The organism is Enhydrobacter aerosaccus, from assembly GCF_900167455.1.
In the GTDB taxonomy this organism is placed as follows: Bacteria; Pseudomonadota; Alphaproteobacteria; order Reyranellales; family Reyranellaceae; genus Reyranella; species Reyranella aerosaccus.
In genome coordinates, this window is record NZ_FUWJ01000009.1 from 44,430 (window position 1) to 62,540 (window position 18,111).

14 protein-coding genes are annotated in these 18,111 nt (G+C 67.0%); 8 read left to right on the forward strand and 6 right to left on the reverse strand.

Annotated elements, in window-relative coordinates; all coding sequences use genetic code 11:
• The first annotated feature begins 4 nt into the window (after positions 1 to 4).
• Both B5D62_RS24370 and B5D62_RS24375 read left to right on the forward strand, forming a co-directional pair.
• Complete coding sequence (locus B5D62_RS24370; RefSeq protein WP_085936659.1) at positions 5 to 742, forward strand: ABC transporter ATP-binding protein; 738 nt, start codon at positions 5 to 7, stop codon at positions 740 to 742.
• On the forward strand, positions 739 to 1,728 hold the full coding sequence (locus B5D62_RS24375) for an efflux RND transporter periplasmic adaptor subunit (RefSeq protein ID WP_085936660.1): 990 nt from the start codon (positions 739 to 741) through the stop codon (positions 1,726 to 1,728). The genes B5D62_RS24370 and B5D62_RS24375 overlap by 4 nt, the downstream gene beginning before the upstream one ends.
• Before the next feature lie 200 nt (positions 1,729 to 1,928).
• Here the strand turns inward: B5D62_RS24375 and B5D62_RS24380 are convergent, their stop codons facing one another.
• Complete coding sequence (locus B5D62_RS24380) at positions 1,929 to 2,555, reverse strand: Spy/CpxP family protein refolding chaperone (protein WP_085936661.1); 627 nt, start codon at positions 2,553 to 2,555, stop codon at positions 1,929 to 1,931.
• A 338-nt stretch (positions 2,556 to 2,893) separates the two neighbouring features.
• Here B5D62_RS24380 and bamA point away from each other — a divergent pair, with 338 nt between their 5' ends.
• Positions 2,894 to 5,128, forward strand: coding sequence for an outer membrane protein assembly factor BamA (gene bamA / locus B5D62_RS24385; protein WP_085936836.1), 2,235 nt, complete (start codon positions 2,894 to 2,896; stop codon positions 5,126 to 5,128).
• A gap of 12 nt (positions 5,129 to 5,140) precedes the next feature.
• On the opposite strand, the gene B5D62_RS24390 is transcribed toward bamA, so the two are convergent.
• Positions 5,141 to 5,719 (reverse strand): DUF488 domain-containing protein, encoded by a 579-nt coding sequence (locus B5D62_RS24390; RefSeq protein ID WP_085936662.1) that lies wholly within the window; start codon positions 5,717 to 5,719, stop codon positions 5,141 to 5,143.
• A gap of 162 nt (positions 5,720 to 5,881) precedes the next feature.
• On the opposite strand from B5D62_RS24390, the gene B5D62_RS24395 reads away from it, so the two are divergent.
• Positions 5,882 to 7,096: an MFS transporter gene (locus B5D62_RS24395; RefSeq protein WP_085936663.1), complete on the forward strand. Its 1,215-nt coding sequence runs from the start codon at positions 5,882 to 5,884 to the stop codon at positions 7,094 to 7,096.
• A gap of 18 nt (positions 7,097 to 7,114) precedes the next feature.
• On the opposite strand, the gene B5D62_RS24400 is transcribed toward B5D62_RS24395, so the two are convergent.
• On the reverse strand, positions 7,115 to 8,221 hold the full coding sequence (locus B5D62_RS24400; RefSeq protein WP_085936664.1) for an SGNH/GDSL hydrolase family protein: 1,107 nt from the start codon (positions 8,219 to 8,221) through the stop codon (positions 7,115 to 7,117).
• A gap of 180 nt (positions 8,222 to 8,401) precedes the next feature.
• Positions 8,402 to 8,758: a response regulator transcription factor gene (locus tag B5D62_RS24405; protein WP_085936665.1), complete on the reverse strand. Its 357-nt coding sequence runs from the start codon at positions 8,756 to 8,758 to the stop codon at positions 8,402 to 8,404.
• A gap of 68 nt (positions 8,759 to 8,826) precedes the next feature.
• Here B5D62_RS24405 and B5D62_RS24410 point away from each other — a divergent pair, with 68 nt between their 5' ends.
• Entirely contained in the window at positions 8,827 to 9,999 is a 1,173-nt protein-coding gene (locus B5D62_RS24410) for a sensor histidine kinase (protein WP_085936666.1), read from the forward strand.
• Positions 10,000 to 10,033: 34 nt separating this feature from the next.
• On the opposite strand, the gene B5D62_RS24415 is transcribed toward B5D62_RS24410, so the two are convergent.
• Both B5D62_RS24415 and B5D62_RS24420 read right to left on the reverse strand, forming a co-directional pair.
• Complete coding sequence (locus tag B5D62_RS24415) at positions 10,034 to 11,575, reverse strand: GH3 family acyl-acid amido synthetase (protein WP_085936667.1); 1,542 nt, start codon at positions 11,573 to 11,575, stop codon at positions 10,034 to 10,036.
• A gap of 2 nt (positions 11,576 to 11,577) precedes the next feature.
• Positions 11,578 to 13,683, reverse strand: coding sequence for a penicillin acylase family protein (locus tag B5D62_RS24420; RefSeq protein WP_170921109.1), 2,106 nt, complete (start codon positions 13,681 to 13,683; stop codon positions 11,578 to 11,580).
• A 252-nt stretch (positions 13,684 to 13,935) separates the two neighbouring features.
• On the opposite strand from B5D62_RS24420, the gene B5D62_RS24425 reads away from it, so the two are divergent.
• From B5D62_RS24425 to B5D62_RS24435, 3 genes are all read left to right on the forward strand, one after another.
• On the forward strand, positions 13,936 to 14,631 hold the full coding sequence (locus B5D62_RS24425; protein ID WP_085936669.1) for a VIT1/CCC1 transporter family protein: 696 nt from the start codon (positions 13,936 to 13,938) through the stop codon (positions 14,629 to 14,631).
• A 106-nt stretch (positions 14,632 to 14,737) separates the two neighbouring features.
• Complete coding sequence (locus B5D62_RS24430; protein ID WP_085936837.1) at positions 14,738 to 17,140, forward strand: glucose/quinate/shikimate family membrane-bound PQQ-dependent dehydrogenase; 2,403 nt, start codon at positions 14,738 to 14,740, stop codon at positions 17,138 to 17,140.
• A 111-nt stretch (positions 17,141 to 17,251) separates the two neighbouring features.
• Complete coding sequence (locus B5D62_RS24435; protein WP_085936670.1) at positions 17,252 to 18,088, forward strand: universal stress protein; 837 nt, start codon at positions 17,252 to 17,254, stop codon at positions 18,086 to 18,088.
• Positions 18,089 to 18,111 lie beyond the last annotated feature (23 nt).

Below are 18,111 nucleotides of genomic sequence, written 5' to 3' on the forward strand. Positions count from 1 at the left end.
CGCGATGCCCGGCGGTTCGCAGGAGGTGGCCGTGCAATGCCGCGGCCTGACCAAGTCCTTCGGGGCGGGGGAGGCGCGCGTGCCGGCCTTGCGCGGGCTCGATCTCGATATCGGCTATGGCGAGATGGTGATGCTGGTCGGGCCCTCGGGCTGCGGCAAGACCACTCTGATCTCGATCATCGCTGCCGTGCTGGATCACGATGCGGGTCTGTGCCGGGTACTCGGCCAGGATCTGAAGACGCTGACGGCGGCCGACAAGGTGTTGCTGCGGCGGAAGGCTGTCGGCTTCGTCTTCCAGGCCTTCAATCTGATCCCGACGCTGACGCTGGCCGACAATGTCTCGGTCCCGTTGCTGCTGAATGGCGTCGGCCGCACGGTCGCCCGGCGACGGGCCGCCGAGATCCTGGAGCGACTGGGGCTCGGTACGCGCGCGGAGGCGCTGCCGTCGGAACTGTCAGGCGGCCAGCAGCAGCGCGTGGCGATTGCCCGCGCGCTGGTGCACAGCCCGCGGATCGTGGTGTGCGACGAGCCCACGAGCGCACTCGATGCCAGGACCGGCGACACGGTGCTCCATCTGTTGCGCGAGGTGGCGCTGCAGGAGAACCGCGCCCTGGTCATCGTCACCCACGACAATCGGATTCTCAAATACGCCGACCGGATCATCGAAATGAGCGACGGCGTGATCACCCAGTCCGCAGCCGGGCAGCCGGCTGTCGCGGATGCACGGAGCAATCTGCCATGAAGATCTTCCCGTTCTTTCTCAAGGTTGGGCTTCCCATGTTGGCGGTCGGCGGCGTGGCCGCGGCGCTCGCGGTGGCGAGCAAGGGCAGCCAGCCATCGGCCGCTGCCGAGGTTTCAGGCCATCCGCCGGCCGCCACATACAGCTCCTATATCGCCGGAGCGGGACTGGTGGAGGCGCTGGGACGGAATATCGAGATATCGACGCCGGTGGGAGGGATCATCGACAAGGTCTTCGTGCAGGTCGGCGCCCACGTGTCGGCGGGCGCACCGCTGTTTCGGATCGAGGGCCGCGACAAGCTCGCCGAGCTCAAGGCGCGAGAGGCGAACATCCCGCTCTACGAGGCCAAGATCCAGGAAGCGGAAGCGGCCCTCGCCGATTACCGCGTTCAGCTCAAGACCGCCGAGACGCTGGTGGACAAGCGCGCCCTGAGCGCGGAGGAGTTCTCGAAGCGGCGCGCCAACGTTGCGATCTACGAAAGCAAACTGGCCCAGGCGAAAGCCGATCTGGCCAACGCCCAGGCCCAGGTCGAGGAATCGCGGACCGATCTCGAGCGCCGGGTCGTGCGCTCGCCGATCGACGGCGAAGTGCTGGAACTCAACGCTCTGCCCGGCGCTTACGCCGCGGCCAGCGTCAACGATACGGTATTGGCGATGGTCGGGAATGTCGATCGGTTGGCGGTGCGTATCGACATCGACGAAAACGACGCCTGGCGCTTCGAGCGGGGGCGGCCGGCGCGGGCCTCCATCCGCGGCAACAGCGATCTCACCGTCGACCTGACGTTCGAGTACGTCGAACCGTATGTCCGTCCCAAGAAGTCGCTCACGGGCTCGAGCACGGAGCGGACGGATACGCGCGTCCTCCAGGTCGTCTACAGCTTCCCGAACGGGAAGATCCCGGCCTATGTCGGCCAGCAGATGGACGTCTTCATCAGCGCGCCGGCAGCCGCCGAAACCAAGGGCCGAGCTGCCGAGGCAAGCGGAAGGTAGAAGCGTCGCAGACGCCGGCTGGCCGGTCGGCGAGCCTGCTGTCGGGCGATGGACGTGACGTGCCAATCGAGATCGGAAAAAGATAGACCACGCTGAAGCCTGCTTGTCCGTGGGGAGAGCGGGGTGGACAGAGGCGTGCTTCAGCGTGGTCCTTCGCCTGGTCCTTCAAGGGGGAAGGAGACGCCAGGCGGTTTACTGCCTTAGAAGGGCAAAGGCGGAAGGCGATCCAGCACCTGGCGCTGTTCCGGCGACAGCAGGGCGACGAGCTTGTGCATGGGCCCATCCAGCTTGTTGAGACGGTCGAGCTGCGAGGCCAATCTGGTGCGCAAACCTTCGTTGCGCTGCAGGGCGTCGACCTGTTCGGGATTCGGGAGAGGCTTGGCGCAAGCGGCGCGTTCGTCCTGACGGGCGCCGCCAAGGACCGTTTCGACCTCCTGCCAGGCGCCGAGCTGCTCGGACGTCAGGTTGAGACGGGCCTTGGTGTAGGCGACGAGAGCGGCCTTTGCGGCCATTCTGTCGAGACACATGTCGGCCGGCTGGCGGCCTGGCCGCGGGCCGTGGCCTGGCATTCCTGGCGGGGGCGGCGGTGGCGGCGGCGGACCGAAGTCGTCGATGTCGTCGAACTCGACCCCGGCCATGGGACCGGGCGGCGGGAAAGGAGGCGGCAAGGGCGGAAGCATCGCACCGCCCGGAGGCGCAGGGGGCGGCGCCGCGCCGAAGAGGCCGATCGGCGGTCTCGGCCCTGCATCCTGGGCAAGTCCGGAAACGGTCCAGGCACTGGCGACGAGGGCGACCGTCGTGCCGAAGAGCAGATAAAAGCGGTTCATGGAGTCCTCAACAGTGACTCCGGTAAAGCTGCCACAACGCTTCAATGAAAGCCTGCGCAGGCGCCGGGAAAGATGTGACGGCTCGTTTCTGCGTGTACCGCGGAAATATGGAGAAACACAAAACTGTCGGCGGTCTGCGCGATGCGCCGACAGGCGAGTGAAAGGATTTTGTATCGTTAGGTTTCCAGACGGCGACCGGAAACAGTCTGGAACAATCGCGCCCTCTTTGAGCGTGACCGCCATGCCATTGGAGCCTCGTCCCTTTCTGGCGAGGCGTGTGTTTGGTTGGTCGAGTAATTTCCGCAAGCGTAGCCTTGCTGACGCTTCTCGTGTTTTGCATGCCGGCCGTTGCGCAGCGTGCGACCGGCGGCGCCGGCACCATGATTTCCGCGGTACAGATCCAGGGCAACGTGCGCGCGGAGCCGGAGACGATCCGGTCGTACCTGCAGCTGAAGGAAGGCCAGCCCTACGATCCGGCGGCGGCGGACCGGTCGCTGAAGGCGCTGTTCTCGACCGGGCTGTTCTCGGACGTGTCGATCGACATGCAGGGATCGACCATGGTGGTGAAGGTGTCGGAGAACCCGACCATCAACCGCGTGGCGTTCGAGGGGAACCGCAAGATCGAGGACGACAAGCTGCGCGACGAGATCCAGTCGAAGGCGCGCACGGTGTTCACGCGGGCGCGCGTGCAGGCGGACGTCGACCGGCTGCTGTCGATCTATCGCCGCAGCGGCCGCTACAACGCCGTGGTCGATCCGAAGATCATCAAGCTCGAACAGGGCCGCGTCGATCTGGTGTTCGAGATCAACGAAGGCGACGTGACGGGCATCAAGCGCATCAGCTTCGTCGGCAACAAGGCGTTCGGCGACGGCACGCTGCGCGGCAAGATCCGCACGGTGGAGAGCGCCTGGTGGCGGTTCCTGTCGTCGGACGACCGGTTCGACCCCGACCGGCTGAACCTCGACCGCGAGATGCTGCGCAAATTCTACCTGTCGGAGGGTTATGCGGACTTCCGGGTGGAATCGGCGATCGCCGAACTGGCGCCGGACCGCGACGGGTTCTTCATCACCTTCACGATCAATGAAGGCGAGCGCTACAAGTTCGGCAAGATCGATGTGGCGACGCGGTTCCAGGGGCTCGATGTCGACACGTTGAAGAGCTACGTGACGATGAACGAGGGCGACTGGTACGACGCCGGCGAGGTCGACAAGACGGTGACGGCGCTGTCGGACGCGGTGGGCTCGCTGGGCTATGCCTTCGTCGATGTGCGGCCCAACATGCGGCGCAATCGCGAGACGCACACGATCGACATCACCTTCGACATTCAGGAGGGGCCGCGGGTCTATGTCGAGCGGATCGACATCTCGGGCAACACGCGTACCCTCGACAAGGTGATCCGGCGCGAGTTCCGGCTGGCCGAGGGCGACGCCTTCTCGACGGCCAAGGTGCGCCGCAGCGAGCAGCGGCTGCGCAACCTCGGCTTCTTCGAGAAGGTCGACATCTCGGCGGCGCCGGGCTCGGCGCCCGACAAGACCAACCTGCAGGTCAACGTGACCGAGCAGAGCACCGGCGAAATCTCCTTCGGCGCCGGCTATTCGACCTCGGGCGGCATCATGGGCACGGTCTCGGTCCAGGAACGCAACCTCGTGGGCACGGGCGATACGCTGAGGCTCTCCCTGTCGCTCGGCACGACCGCCACATCGATCGATCTCGGCTTCACCAACCCTTACTTCATGGACCTGCCGATCGCGGTCGGCTTCGACATCTTCGATACGACCAACAACCGGCAGTCGACATCCTCCTACAGCGACTGGAGTGTCGGATTCTCGCTCAATGCCGGCTGGGCGTATACCGAGCACACGACCCAGACCGTCCGCTACACGCTGCGCCAGACGAGCATCTACAACGTGCCCTACTATGCCTCGGCCGAAGTTCTGGCTCAGGCCGGTTCGTCGATCACGTCGGAGATCTCCGAGACCCTGTCCTGGGACACACGCGACCAGCGTCTCAATCCGACCAAGGGCTGGCTGCTGCGCAACACCATCGCGGTGGCCGGTCTCGGTGGCGACAACTACTATTTCCGGGTGACGGCCGATGGCGCGATCTACCAGCAGATCGTCGAGGACGTCGTTGCCTCGCTGAGCGGCTCCGCCGGCTTGATCGCGCCGTTCAACAACACGACGCTGCGGTTGAACAACCGCTTCTATCTTGGCGGCGACAGCCTGCCGGGCTGGGCGGTCGGCGGTGCCGGGCCGCGCGACGGCAATACGGCGGACTCGCTGGGAGGCAAGTACTTCTACGCCGGCATGGGCGAACTCAGCTTTCCGGTGGGCTTTCCCAAGGAAATCGGCATTGTCGGCAAGGCGTTCGTCGATGCGGGCTCGTTGTGGGGCGGCATCTCCCAATCCGGCGTCAGCCTCCTCGACAGCTCTCTCATGCGCGTCGGCACGGGTTTCGGCCTGCAGTGGAGTTCGCCGTTCGGCCCGATCCGGGTCGACTATACGTTCCCGCTCGTGAAGGAGCCGTACGACAAGATTCAGAACATCCGCGTCAGCTTCGGCGCCAAGTTCTGAAGCGAGCGGCGGCTACAGGAGCTTGGGCTGCTCCGGCGGATAGGTGATCGATGTGCCCTTGACGTCGGCAAAGGGCGTGAGCTTGTGCGGCCGGTGGCTGGTTTCCGACAGGATCTCGACCACCGGAATGCCGCGCACGATCAGGGCATCGGCCACCAGGGAGCGATGGCATCGCCAGGGCACGGCCTCGGCGCACATGATCGCCGCATGCCGCGGCCGGCTTAACGCAATCAGGGTCGCCAGTGCCTTGGCGAACGGCTCGGTCTGCATGTAGTCGGCGTAGCCGCGGAAGCTGTCGTTGCGCCATCCGCCGTTCACGGAATCCTTGCGCGGACGCCGCAGGCCGCCCAGGCCCGGCAGCGCCTCGTATTCGATGCCGGCCGCATTCAGTGACGCCTCGAGCGCGTCGCCATTGAATTGCGGATTGTGCCGCGACTTCGGAACGGTGCGGATATCGACCACGCAGTCGATGCGATAGGCGCGCAGCAATGCGATGAACTGCTCGATCGGCAGCGTCGAGTGGCCGACGGTGAAGACCGTTCCTTCAGCCCAGTCGGCGGCCGTGTCGGCCGGAAGCTTGTTTCCGGACATGGCGTCCTTTCCGACGTGTTTCGGAGGGTGAGGTGTCGTGCCGCTGCGCAGCATGACTCGTCTTGCCGGTCGTGTCGCTTACCCCGTTGTGGCAAATTCGCTATCAAGGCCAGACATGAAACCGATGGCGGCGGCAGCCTGCGCCTCGAGGATTGCCGCACGATGAACGAACAACAGGAGGCGCCGTCGTTCCGGGAGGTTCTGCGCGCGCTGTCGGCCGACTTCTGGCGGCTCTGGTATGTCGGCCTCGTCGTCTTCACGGTGCGCTGGCTCGAGACGGTCGTCATCGGCGTCGTGGTCTATCAGCTCACCGGCTCGGCCTTCATCGTTGCCATGATGACCATGCTGCGCCTGCTGCCGCTCGGGATCTTCGGCGCCTTCCTGGGAGCGTTGGCCGAGCGATTCGACCGCACCGTCACCCTGGCCGCCGTCATTGTCCTCATGGGCATCACCTCGGCGATCCTGGCGCTGGTCGCCTGGCAGGGCCGGCTGGAAGTCTGGCATCTCGCGGTGGCCAGCTTCGTCAATGGCTGCGGCTGGGCCACCGACAATCCCCTGCGCCGCATGATGATGGGCGAGGTGGTGGGACGCGAGACCATGGGGACGGCGATGTCGCTCGATGTCGGCGCCAGCAACGCGAGCCGCATGGTCGGTCCAGCAGTGGGTGGCCTGCTTCTCGCCGGCATCGGCATCGAAGGTGCTTTCCTGTTGAGCGTGGCGATGTATGTGACGGCACTCGTCGCGGCCCTGTCGGTGCGGGCCCGCATCGCGGCGGCGCCCGGGGCCGGCGCGGTGCTGGCGCGCACGTGGGAGGGCATCGCCATCGTCCTGGCCGACAGGCGCCTAGCGGCCACCATGGCGGTGACGGTCATCTACAATATCTTCGCCTGGCCCTTCACCAGCATGATCCCGGTGATCGGCCGCGACCAGCTTCATCTCGGACCCGAAGGCGTCGGCATCCTGACCAGCCTCGACGGCATCGGCGCCTTCTTCGGCGCTATCCTGCTGGTGCTGTGGCTGACGCGGCGCTGGTATGTCGGCGCCTATGTCGGCGGCGTGGCGGTCTACATGGTGGCGCTGATCGTCTTCGCGCTGGCCGACGATCCCCGCATCGCCGGCGCCGCCCTCGTGCTCACCGGCCTCGCGGGCGCCGGCTTTGCCACCATGCAGGCGACGCTCGTATATCTCGCCGCACCGGCCGAGATGCGGTCGCGCGTGCTCGGCGTGCTCTCGGTCTGCATCGGCACCGGTCCGATCGGCTTCCTGTGGCTCGGCTGGTTGGCCGACCTCATCGGCGCGCCGCAGGCCACGGCCATCACCGGAGGTCTCGGCCTGGTCGTGCTGGCGGCGATGCGCTCCCTGTGGCGCCGGATCTGACCGGCGGCCCGCGCTCGATCAGTTCCCGCGCACGGGCTCGCCGGCCAGCACTTCGCGGGCGATCTGCTCGCCGATCAGGCGATGGAATGCCTTGTTGGGATGCCGGTCGTGCTCGCTCAGCACATAGTCTTCCGGATGCTGGCGGAAATCGGGCACGAGACTCGTCATGAGCCGGACGTGCAGGCCGGCCTGCCTGAAGCCCTGCTCGATCGCCTGGACCTGTGCAGGGTCGCCGACGTCCCACAGGATCACCTCGAACACGCTGTCGGGAAAGCGGTCTCGGGCCTGGCGGGCTGCCTGCGTCACCACGCCGACCAGCAGCGACAGGTCGACGGGCTCCGGGGGCGCCGGGCGAGCCAACAGCCTGCGCCCGATCGTCGAGGCGGAGAGAAGCTCCTCCACCCAGCCGACGGCGCTCTTGGCCGCCTGCGGCTCGGGATCGTCGAAGTGGCCGCGCTGTACCACCGATCCATCCGGTGCCAGCTCGTATCTCGGCCCATGACGATCCCAGGAGTAGATGCCGGCGACGCGTGCGGCATGGTCGGGGATGGCGAGATAGTAGAAGTACTTTGGCATGCAGTTGACGATCCGATCGACCCGGCCGGAGTCGAGATTGGCCAACATCTGATGTGGGCCGTAGCCGCTGAAGGCGAAGTTGTAGGTCTTATACCGATCGCCGACGGCCCGGCTCACGACATAGGGGAAGTCCTCGTTGTCCCTCACGCCTTCGCCGAAGGTTATCGAGTCGCCGAAGAACACCACGCACGCCCTGGCGTCCGGCAGAGCATCGGCCGTGATGCGCAGGCCATGGGCGTTGGTGGTGTAAGTGACATCATAGAGGACGGTGTCGCCAAACAGCTTGCGCGCCGTCACGCTGGCATTCGGTTCCGGGGCATAGCCCAGCAGGTCGTCGGGTCGCGTGAAGCCGTTGACGATGGAGCCTTCGAGCCGCGTGCCGTCGCCCGCCGCTTCCTGGCGGTCGAGATAGGCCTCGGCCAGCCCCAGGGCCACGAAGATGGCAGCCAGATTGACCAGCACGGCCGCGCCGAGCGGCCGACGACGGAACGGCCAGCTCAGAACGGCGAAGGCGCCAGCAATGGAAAAGAACGCGATCGGGAAGGTCACGTGAATCCATCAAGGGTAGATTTGATAAAGCGCACAGTCCTTCATCCGGGAACGAATCTCAATTATTGACTAACCGGAAATGCGCGAGAAGGCTCCCACCGACGCGGGCGGAGTCGTCGGCAGTCGCCCCTGAGACGAAGCAGCGCAGGCACCGCGATCAATTCTTATTCGTGCCGCGATTCAATCGGCGGAGAGACAGTTTTTCACCGCGGCGAGGATCTCCGCATCCTTCAGCGGCTTCTCCAGGAACAGGGTGGCGCCCATCTCGTGGGCCCTCTGCCGGACCAGGCTGTTGGGCCAGCCGGTCATGACGATCACCGGGATTTTCAAGCCTCTAGCGCGGATTGTGCGCAACAGGGCGAGGCCGTCCATGCCGGGCAGATGGATGTCGGTGATGACGCAGTCGCCCGCGCCGATCGTGCCGGTATCGAGAAGCGCGTTGGCGGAGGCGAACGACTGCGCCTCCAGCCCCTCGCAGCTCAGCAGGAAGCGAAGCGATTCCCGAATGGCGGAGTCGTCATCGACAATGAAGATCATGAAGCCTTAAAATCCCACATCGGCAAGCTGTGCTGGCTGCTCGAGATGTGCGTTGATGTGGATCAAGGATGACAGGACCGGGGCGGCAGAACGGAGAGCAGGACGGAGAGACGCTCCCCAGGCAGCCTGAACGAGTCGCGCTGCTCGAGCGCGAGGCCCAGCTCCGGTCGATCCTCGAGACCGTGCCCGACGGCATGATCGTGATCGACGAGCACGGCATCGTCCAATCCTTCAGCGCGGCGGCAGAGCGCATGTTCGGTTTCACCGCCGAGGAAGTGTGCGGCCGCAATGTCAGCCTGCTGATGCCGTCGCCGCATCGCGAACGCCATGACGAGTACATCCAGCGCTACCTGACCACCGGCGTCCGCCGCATCGTCGGCATCGGCCGCGTCGTCGCCGGGCAGCGCAAGGACGGCAGCACCTTCCCGATCGAGCTGGCGGTCGGCGAGGTGTCGATGGCCGGCCGCCGCCTGTTCACCGGCTTCATCCGCGACGTCACGGAACGCCAGGTGACGCGCCAGCGCCTGCAGGAGCTGCAGGCCGAGCTGTCCCATGTTTCCCGCGTCAGCGAGATGGGCCAGATGGCGTCGGCCCTGGCGCACGAGATCAACCAGCCGCTGACGGCAGCCTCGAACTACCTGCAGGCGGCGCAGCGGCTGCATGCCAAGCGCGACGAGGCCGAAACGGTCCGTCTCGAGGAGGCGCTCGAGAAGGCGAGGTTCCAGGTCGAACGGGCCTCCGAGATCCTTCGCCGGCTGCGCAGCTTCATCAAGAAGGGCGAACCCGAGCAACAGGCCGAGGACATCGCCAAGTTGATCGACGAGGCGAGCGCCATTGCCCTGGTCGGGGCGCGCGAGCGCGGCGTCATGGTGCATTTCCACCCGACCCCGACCTCGGGCGCGGTGTTCGTCGACAGGATCCAGATCCAGCAGGTGATCGTGAACCTGATGCGCAATGCCATCGAGGCGATGGATGGCAGCCCGCGCCGCGAGCTCACCGTCGCGACCGAGCTGGCGCCGAACGGCATGCTGGCGGTGCGCGTGATCGATACCGGCAGCGGCATCGCGCCCGAGATCGCCGAGCGCCTGTTCCAGCCTTTCGTGACGACCAAGTCGGCCGGCATGGGCGTCGGCCTGTCGATCTGCCGCTCGATCATCGAGGGTCATGGCGGTCAGCTCAGCGTCAGCCCGAATCCCGGCGGCGGCACGATCTTCTCCTTCAGCATTCCACGGGCGAAGTAGCCCCCGGCTCACGGTCAAAGCTCACGGCCCCAGCTCAGGGGCCAAGCTCCCGAGTCGCGCCGAGGGCATCGCGCATGGTGCGCAGGGCCTGCGGATCGGCGACGACGCGCGGCACCTTGTTCTGGCCGCCGAGCTTGCCCCGGCTCTTCATCCAGGCGGCGAAGGCGCCCCTGGCAACCCTGACGATCTGCGGCGGATCCATGCCGAAGTCCCCGGAGCGATGCTCGGCATAGTCGGCATTGAGGCCGCTCAGCGTGCGATCGAGCGTGGCGGAGAAGGTGGCAAGCTGGGGCGCGGCGACGGGTTCGGCGAATTCGACGATATAGAGGTGATGGCCCTTGCGTGCACCGTCCGCGGGATAGATCGGGCCGACCGAGAAGTCGGTCACCGATGCGCCGATTGCCTGGGCCGCCGCGGTGACGGCGCGGTCGATCTCCTCGCCGATCAGATGCTCGCCGAAGGCCGACAGGCTGTAGGCTGTGCGGCCGGTGATCGCGATCCGCGCCGGTGCGCGGTCGAGCAGGCGCACGGTGTCGCCCAGCACATAGGACCACAGGCCGGCGCAGGAGCTGACGATCAGCGCGTAATTGACGCCCGGTTCGGCGGTCGCCAGCCAGTGGCGCGTCGGCATCGCGGTGCCGAGTTCGTCGACGGGAATGAATTCGTAGAACAGGCCATTGTCGAGCAGCAGGCGCAGCCCATCCTCCGGTCCGCGATCGGCGATGGCGATGAAGCCTTCGCTCGCCGGATAGACTTCGCGCGTCTCGGCGTGGCTGCCGGCCAGCAACTCGGCGAAGCGCGCGCGGTAGGGCGCGAAGGAGACACCGCCATGCGCGATCATCTCCAGGTCGGGATAGAACTCGACCAGGCGCCGGTTCGATCGCTGACTCAACTCCTGCACTCGCTCGAAGAACAGCAACAGCCAGCTCGGCGTGCCGGCGATACTGCGAATATCGGCGTCGAGCGACTCCCGGGCGAGGCGGGTCGTCTTCTCTTCCCAGTTGGACAGGCGGGCGAGCGCCGGTGGCGGGAAGTAGTAGCCGCGCGCCCACCACGGCACGGTCGCGGCGGCGATGCCGCTCAGATCGCCTTCCGCCACGCCGGCCGCCGGGAAGTCGAGGCCGATACTGCCGCCCAGCATGAAGTTGCGGCCGGCCAGCACGCGGCTCTGCGGCCGGTTGCTGACGTGATGGACCAGCAGCTCGAGCGCCGCCCGCTTGTTGGCCCGCACCATCGGCTGCGTGACGGGAATGTGCTTCGTGGTCCCGCCTGTCGTGCCCGAGGAGCGCGCGAAGTAGGGCACAAGGCCGGGCCAGGTGACGTTGTTCAGCCGCGGAAAGCTGCCCGACCAGTAGTCCTTCCAGAACTCTTCGTAGCTGCGGATGGGCACGCGCGCCTGATAGTCGGCGACCGAGCGGATCTCGTCGAAGCGATGGTGCCGGCCGAAAAGCGTGTGACGCGCGGCATGCACGAGCTGCAGCGCCATCCGCTCCTGCACGGCCACGCCATCTTCCCCGTCCAGTCGCGAGCGTCGCCAGTCGGCGTAGAGACGAAGCAGGGCGGTGGCGTCCCACATCGTCAGGTCCCGGCCGGCCGGACGCGCAGGACATGCGGGAAGGCGGCGCGCACCGCCGGCGGGCTGAGCGGCAGGCGGATATAGGCACCGCGCTGCCAAAGTGGCACTTGGTCGGCGAAGTTCACGCTGCCGAACCAGCCATCCTGCCCGCCCAGCAGCACGAAGTGATTGTCGTCGCTGTCGGCGAGATTGGAGATGTGCCGCGCATTGGAGCCGAAGCCGACGGTGTGACGGCCCGAGATCAGGCCGTTGGCCATCTTCATCACGGTATCGCTGCCGCCGCCCGTCGGCAGATCGCCCAGGCGATAGCGGCGCCCGACGATCGGCAATTGGCCCAGCGGGTATTGCAGGCGAAGCCGATGCAACTCGCCCCAGGATGTTCCGACTGTCCGCGACAGCCGGATCAGCGCCTGCCGGACGATCGGTGCCAGCCTGTCCGTTGCCATCGTATCGAGATCGGCGAGGATCAGGTCGCGCAGAGCCCAGGTGGCGCTGTAGGCGGCCAGCGTCTCGGCGGCGTAGAGGCGACGGGCCAGCACGGTCAGCAGCCGTTCGAAGATCGCGGCCGCCTTGGAGTCGGCGTCATAGCTGCCGTCCCAGTCTTCGAGCAGCGTGATCAGGGTCGCCGCGCGCCGCGGCAAAGCGTTGGCGGCACGGGCTGCCTTGGCGAGGAGGTGGGCAAGACGGCGCGCGGTCTGCGACTGCACATCGCGCTGCAGGGCGGACAGCGCGCCAAAGTCGATCGCCCCCGCCGCCTCGATCAGCGACGTGATCCGGTCCTTGCGTCCGCGCGGCGAGAAGAAGCGGCCGACCGCAAGATCGACCTCAGGCTGTTCGTTGGCCGAGACGGCATATCCTTCCGGCGGATCGAACCAGTCGGGCAAGGTGCCGGCATGGCGCAGCACCTGCCAGCGGCTTTGCTCGGCGGAGACGAGATGGGGATCGCTGCGGATCGCCTCGGGAAGCCAGCAGGCCAATGCCTGACCGACATGTCCATCGACGTCGGCATACATCATGTTGAGGCCCGGTACGGCATAGGCTTCCAGCGCCCGCTTGAACGCCTGCCAACTGCGGGCCGTGCTCACCTGCAGCATCGCGGTGACCTCGTCCGAGGCGTCGTGCCCGATCCAGCGCAGTGCCGCCGGCCTGTCGAGGCGGCGGAAGAAGCGCGAGTCCGACAATAGCGGCCCGATCTCGCATCGCCTCGTCGTCAGGGTACGCGGCCGACCCCAGCGCACCTTCACGATCTCTTCGCGACTCCGGAAGCTTTCGGGCGGGCGATCCGAGACGTCGCACAACTCGCTGGCATAGGAATGCAGGCTGGTCCCGCCCCAGGCGATCGCCTCGTTGCGCCCCATCGCCAGGAAGGGCAGGCCAGGGATCATGAAGCCGACGGCACAGTGGCCCGGCGCACGATAGCCCATCGTCAGCCAGTTCGAAGGCAGGCCGAGGCTGAGATGCGGGTCGCTGGCGATCCAGCTTGAGCCGCCGCGGCCCGCGCCGACCACCACGGCATTGCTGCCGCTCCGGTTGTTGACGATGTGCGCGGCAGCGGTGAGCGCGTCCAGCGAGGTCGATGCCGAGGGCAGTTCCGCCACGATGCGCTGCCACAGCTCCGGCCGCAGGCGTCCGCCATCGCCGCGCGCCAGCAGGCGCAGCCAGACCAGCCAGTTGTTGTCGAAGCCGGCGAGGCGACCGAGGGTCAGGACGTCGGCCACGCTCCACGGTTCGCGCTCGAGGGCGAACAGGGCGAATTCGTGCGGCAGCGGCTCGCGCGCCAGCACATGATTGAGGCCGGCGACGAAGCCTTCCAGCCAGTCGCGTGTCGCCGACGGCAGGCGCTGCATCATCGTCGGCACGGCCTGCGCGAAGTCGATGAGGCGCAGCGTGTGGTCGAGCTCGATGGCCGCCGATCCCACCATCTCGCTGACGCGGCCGCGCGAGAGGCGTCGCATGATCTCGATCTGGCCGAGCCGGAGATGAGCATGGACGAGGCCGATGGCGACGGCGAGGTCGTGGCTGCTCTCGGCCTCGATGAAGGGGACGGCGTGATCGTTCCAGCGGATCTCGACCGCACGCTGCACGGGGGCGTTGTCGAGCGGCAACATGGATAGCCGTTGCGCGAGGGAAACCGTGCCGGGCCGTGCGGGACGCGGACCGCAAAGCGCAAGCCAAGCCGCGAATCGAAGCAGACCGGTTTGCCAGCTCATGACGGGCCGTCGCAGTCGTTGAGGTGAAGGGCGAACGCTTCGCGATCGTGATTGTTGCGGATGAGAGCCGCTCTCGACTTGATGTCGATCAAGGTTCAAATCCGGATGATAGAGTTGTTCGGACTGCGCAATTTCTCTAGTGAGCTCCGCATGCCGACGACTCCCCATATAGAGCGCCATTTCTCCGCGTCCGATACCGTTCGCGATGTCGTGATCGGTATGGCCGATGGCCTGACCGTTCCCTTCGCCCTGGCCGCCGGCCTGTCCGGTGCCGTCGCCTCGAGCGATATCGTGGTCGTGGCGGGGCTGGCCGAGATCGCGGCGGGGGCCATCGCCATGGGGCTGGGCGGCTATCTCGCCGCGCGCACGGACATGCAGCATTACGAGTCGGAGCGGCGACGCGAGGTGCACGAGGTGCAGCATCTGGCCGAGCGCGAGCGCCGCGAGGTGGCGGAGATCTTCCAGGGCTACGGGCTGAGCGGTCCGCAGCTCGACTCGGTCGTGGCGGCGATCTCGGCCGATCCCGAACGCTGGGTCGACTTCATGATGCGTCACGAGCTCGGCCTCGAAGCGCCCGATCCACGGCGGGCGCCGATCAGCGCCCTGACCATCGGCGGGTCGTATCTGCTGGGCGGGCTGGTGCCTCTGGCGGCCTATTTCTTCACCAGCGATACGCATCGCGCCTTGCTGGCGTCGATCGCGGTGACCGGCCTTGCGCTGCTCTGCTTCGGCGCGGTGAAGGCCAAGCTGACGGCGGTGCCCGTCCTGCGTGGCGCCCTGGAGACGCTGCTGGTCGGCGGGATGGCCGCGGGCGTGGCCTTCGCCGTCGCCAAGCTGATCGGCTGACCGCGGCGGCATCGGGCCGCCGGAACCGCCTCTCTTCGCCCTCCGTTCTAGGGAGGAGATCGACGTGGAGCCGCAACGCCTGCGTCCGTTCCCGCGCGAGGTCAGCATGGCATCATCGAGCAGATCGGCCCCCGTCCTGGTCATTTCAGCGCTCATCGTCGGCCTGCTGGGGCTGGCGCTTCTGGCCGGCGGCCTCTGGCTGACCGTGCTCGGTGGCTCCTGGTACTATTGGCTGGCCGGCCTCGGCTTCGTCGTCACCGCAGTCTTCCTGTACAGACGTCGTGCGGCCGCGCTGTGGCTTTACGCACTGATCGTGCTGGGCACGCTCGGCTGGTCGGTGGCGGAGATCGGCCTCGACTGGTGGCCGCTGGCGGCGCGCGGCGGAATCGTCTTCCTGATCGGCCTGTGGCTGCTGATGCCCTGGATCACGCGTGCGTTGGCGCAAGCGGCGCCGAGGCCGGTCGGTGCCTGGCGCGGCGCCGGTATCGCCGTTACCGCATCGCTGGCCATCGCCGCGGTCGTCGGCGTGATCGCGATGATGTCGCAGACCGATCCGATGGCGGCGACCGGACGGCTGCCGACCGACAAGGTGGCGGAGGTGCCGGCGGACTATGCCGGCGTCAAGGCGGCCGACTGGAGCGCCTACGGCCGATCCTCCTATGGCGATCGCTATTCGCCGCTGGCCGACATCACACCGCAGAACGTGGCGCAGCTCAAGGTCGCCTGGACCTATCACACCGGCGACATCCGCTCGTCGCGCGATCCGCTCGAAACCACCTATGAGCTGACGCCGCTGAAGGTGGACGGCAAGGTCTTCATCTGCACGCCGCACGATATCGCCATGGCGCTCGATCCCGATACCGGCCGCGAGCTGTGGCGCTTCGATCCGAAGATCAAGGAAGCCAGCAACCTGCAGCATCTCACCTGCCGCGGCGTCTCCTATCACGAGGCGCAGGGCGCGGAGGCCAACGGCTCGGGTGAATGCAGCAGACGGATCTTCCTGCCGACCGCCGATGCGCGTCTGTTCGCGCTCGATGCCGAGACGGGCAAGCCCTGCATCGGCTTCGGCGATGGCGGCGCGGTCAATCTCTGGCAAGGCATGCCCGATCCGGCGCAGCATGTCGGCCAGTACTACTCGACCTCGCCGCCGGTCGTGGCGCACGGGCTGGTCATCATCGCGGGCGAAGTCACCGACAACTACTCGACCGACGAGCCGTCCGGTGTCGTGCGCGCCTACGATGTGACGTCGGGCCGCCTCGTGTGGAATTTCGATTCCGGCAATCCCGACCAGACCGCGCCGCTCGCTTCGGACCAGCACTATGTGAAGAACTCGCCCAACAGCTGGACGGTTTCCAGTGCCGACGAAGCGCTGGGCCTGATCTATGTTCCCTATGGCAACCAGACGCCCGACCAGTGGGGCGGCGATCGCGGCGCCAACGCCGAGCGGTTCGCCAGCTCGATCACGGCGCTGGAGATCGATACCGGCAAGGTGCGTTGGGTGTACCAGACCGTGCATCACGATTTGTGGGACATGGATGTCGGCGCGCAGCCCAGCCTGATTGACCTCCATACGGCCAGCGGGGTGGTGCCGGCGCTGGTGGCGCCGACCAAGACCGGCAACTTCTTCGTGCTCGACCGCCGCTATGGCCAGCCGCTGTTTCCGGCACCCGAGAAGGACGTGCCACAGGGGGCCGCGCCTGGCGATCATACGGCGGCGATGCAGCCCTTCTCGACGGTCGGCCTGATGCCGCACGACCGCGTGCGCGAGCGCGACATGTGGGGCGCCACGATGTTCGACCAGCTCGCCTGCCGGATCGCCTTTCGCTCGCTGCGCTACGACGGACCGTTCACGCCGCCGTCGCCGCAGGGTTCGCTGGTCTTTCCGGGCAATTTCGGCGTCATCGACTGGGGCGGGGTGGCTGTCGATCCGGTGCGGCAGATCGTCTTCGCCAATCCCAGCTACATGGCGTTCGTCGACAAGCTCGACCCGCCCGAGCGCGCCAAACCGCGTACGCCGCCGGCGCAGGGCATGGAGCGGTCGAGCGAGACGGGAGGCAATCCCGACTTCGGCGCTCCTTATTCCGCCGACCTCCATCCCTTCCTGTCGCCGATCGGCCTGCCCTGTCAGGCCCCGCCATGGGGCTATGTCGCCGGACTCGACCTGCGCACCGGCAAGGTCGCCTACAGGCACAAGAACGGCACGATCCGCGACGAGTCGCCAATCCCGCTGCCGATCGAGATGGGCGTGCCGAGCCTGGGCGGTCCGATCGTCACGGCCGGCGGCGTCGCCTTCCTGACCTCGACGCTCGATTACTATGTGCGCGCCTACGACGTCACCGACGGGCGGCAGCTGTGGCAGGATCGGCTGCCGGCGGGCGCGCAGGCGACGCCGATCTCCTACCGGTCGGACAAGACGGGCCGCCAGTACCTCGTCGTCGTGGCCGGCGGGCATGGGTCGCTCGGAACCAAGGCCGGCGATTCCATCATCGCCTACGCCTTGCCGCAGTGAGCACGCGCCTTGCGAACCACGCTTGCCCCCGGCCCGGCCTTGATACGGATCAATGTGGCGCCGGCGCGCGACGGCGATTTTGATCCTCAGTTGAAACTGAGTGCCCCGAAAATGACCCCCTCCGCCCTCATGATCCATCTCACCCCCGGCCAGTCCAACGAGAAGCTGCTGCAGCTCGGGGCCGACCTCGCCGAGCGACTGAAGGTGAGCCAGGTCGTCGGCATCGCCGGCTGCCAGCCGGTGCAGGTCTATGGCGAGGGTTCCTTCTATGTCAGCGGCGACATCCTCGACCTCGATCGCGCCGAGATCGACAAGGAGCTGGGCGAGGCTGAAGCGGCCTTCCGCGCCGCCTTCGTCGGCAAGCCGGCCCGGCTCGAATGGCGCTCCACCGTGGATTACAGGCTGATCGCCGACTACATCGCCAACGAGATGCGGGCCGCCGATCTCCTGCTGACCATGCCGGAGCAGGAGGTGTCGGTGCTGGATACGTCGCGGCGCGTGCTGGTCGCCGATCTGGTCCTGCGGACGGGCCGTCCGATCCTGGTGGCCAATCCCGAGGTTTCCAAGCTCGATCTCGACAATGTCGTCGTCGGCTGGAAGGAAAGCCGTGAGGCGCGTCGCGCCCTGCACGATGCGCTGCCGCTGCTGGCGCTCGCCGGCCGTGTGACGGTGCTGGAGATCGCGGCCGAGGAGGACATGCCGGAAGCACGCCGCCGTGTGGGCGATGTGGTCAGCTGGCTGATGGGGCACGACATCGCCGCCTCGGGCCGCACCACCGTGTCGCGAGGCAACGACGCCGCCGAGCTGGCGGCGCAGGCCGAGGAACTGAAGGCGGGGCTGCTGGTCGGCGGCGCCTACGGTCATAATCGCCTGCGGGAGCTGGTGCTGGGAGGCGTGACGCGCGATCTTCTGCTGAAGCCGGCGCGTTGCTCCTTCATCTCGCATTGATCGCCTCGAGCGCGCCGACACGG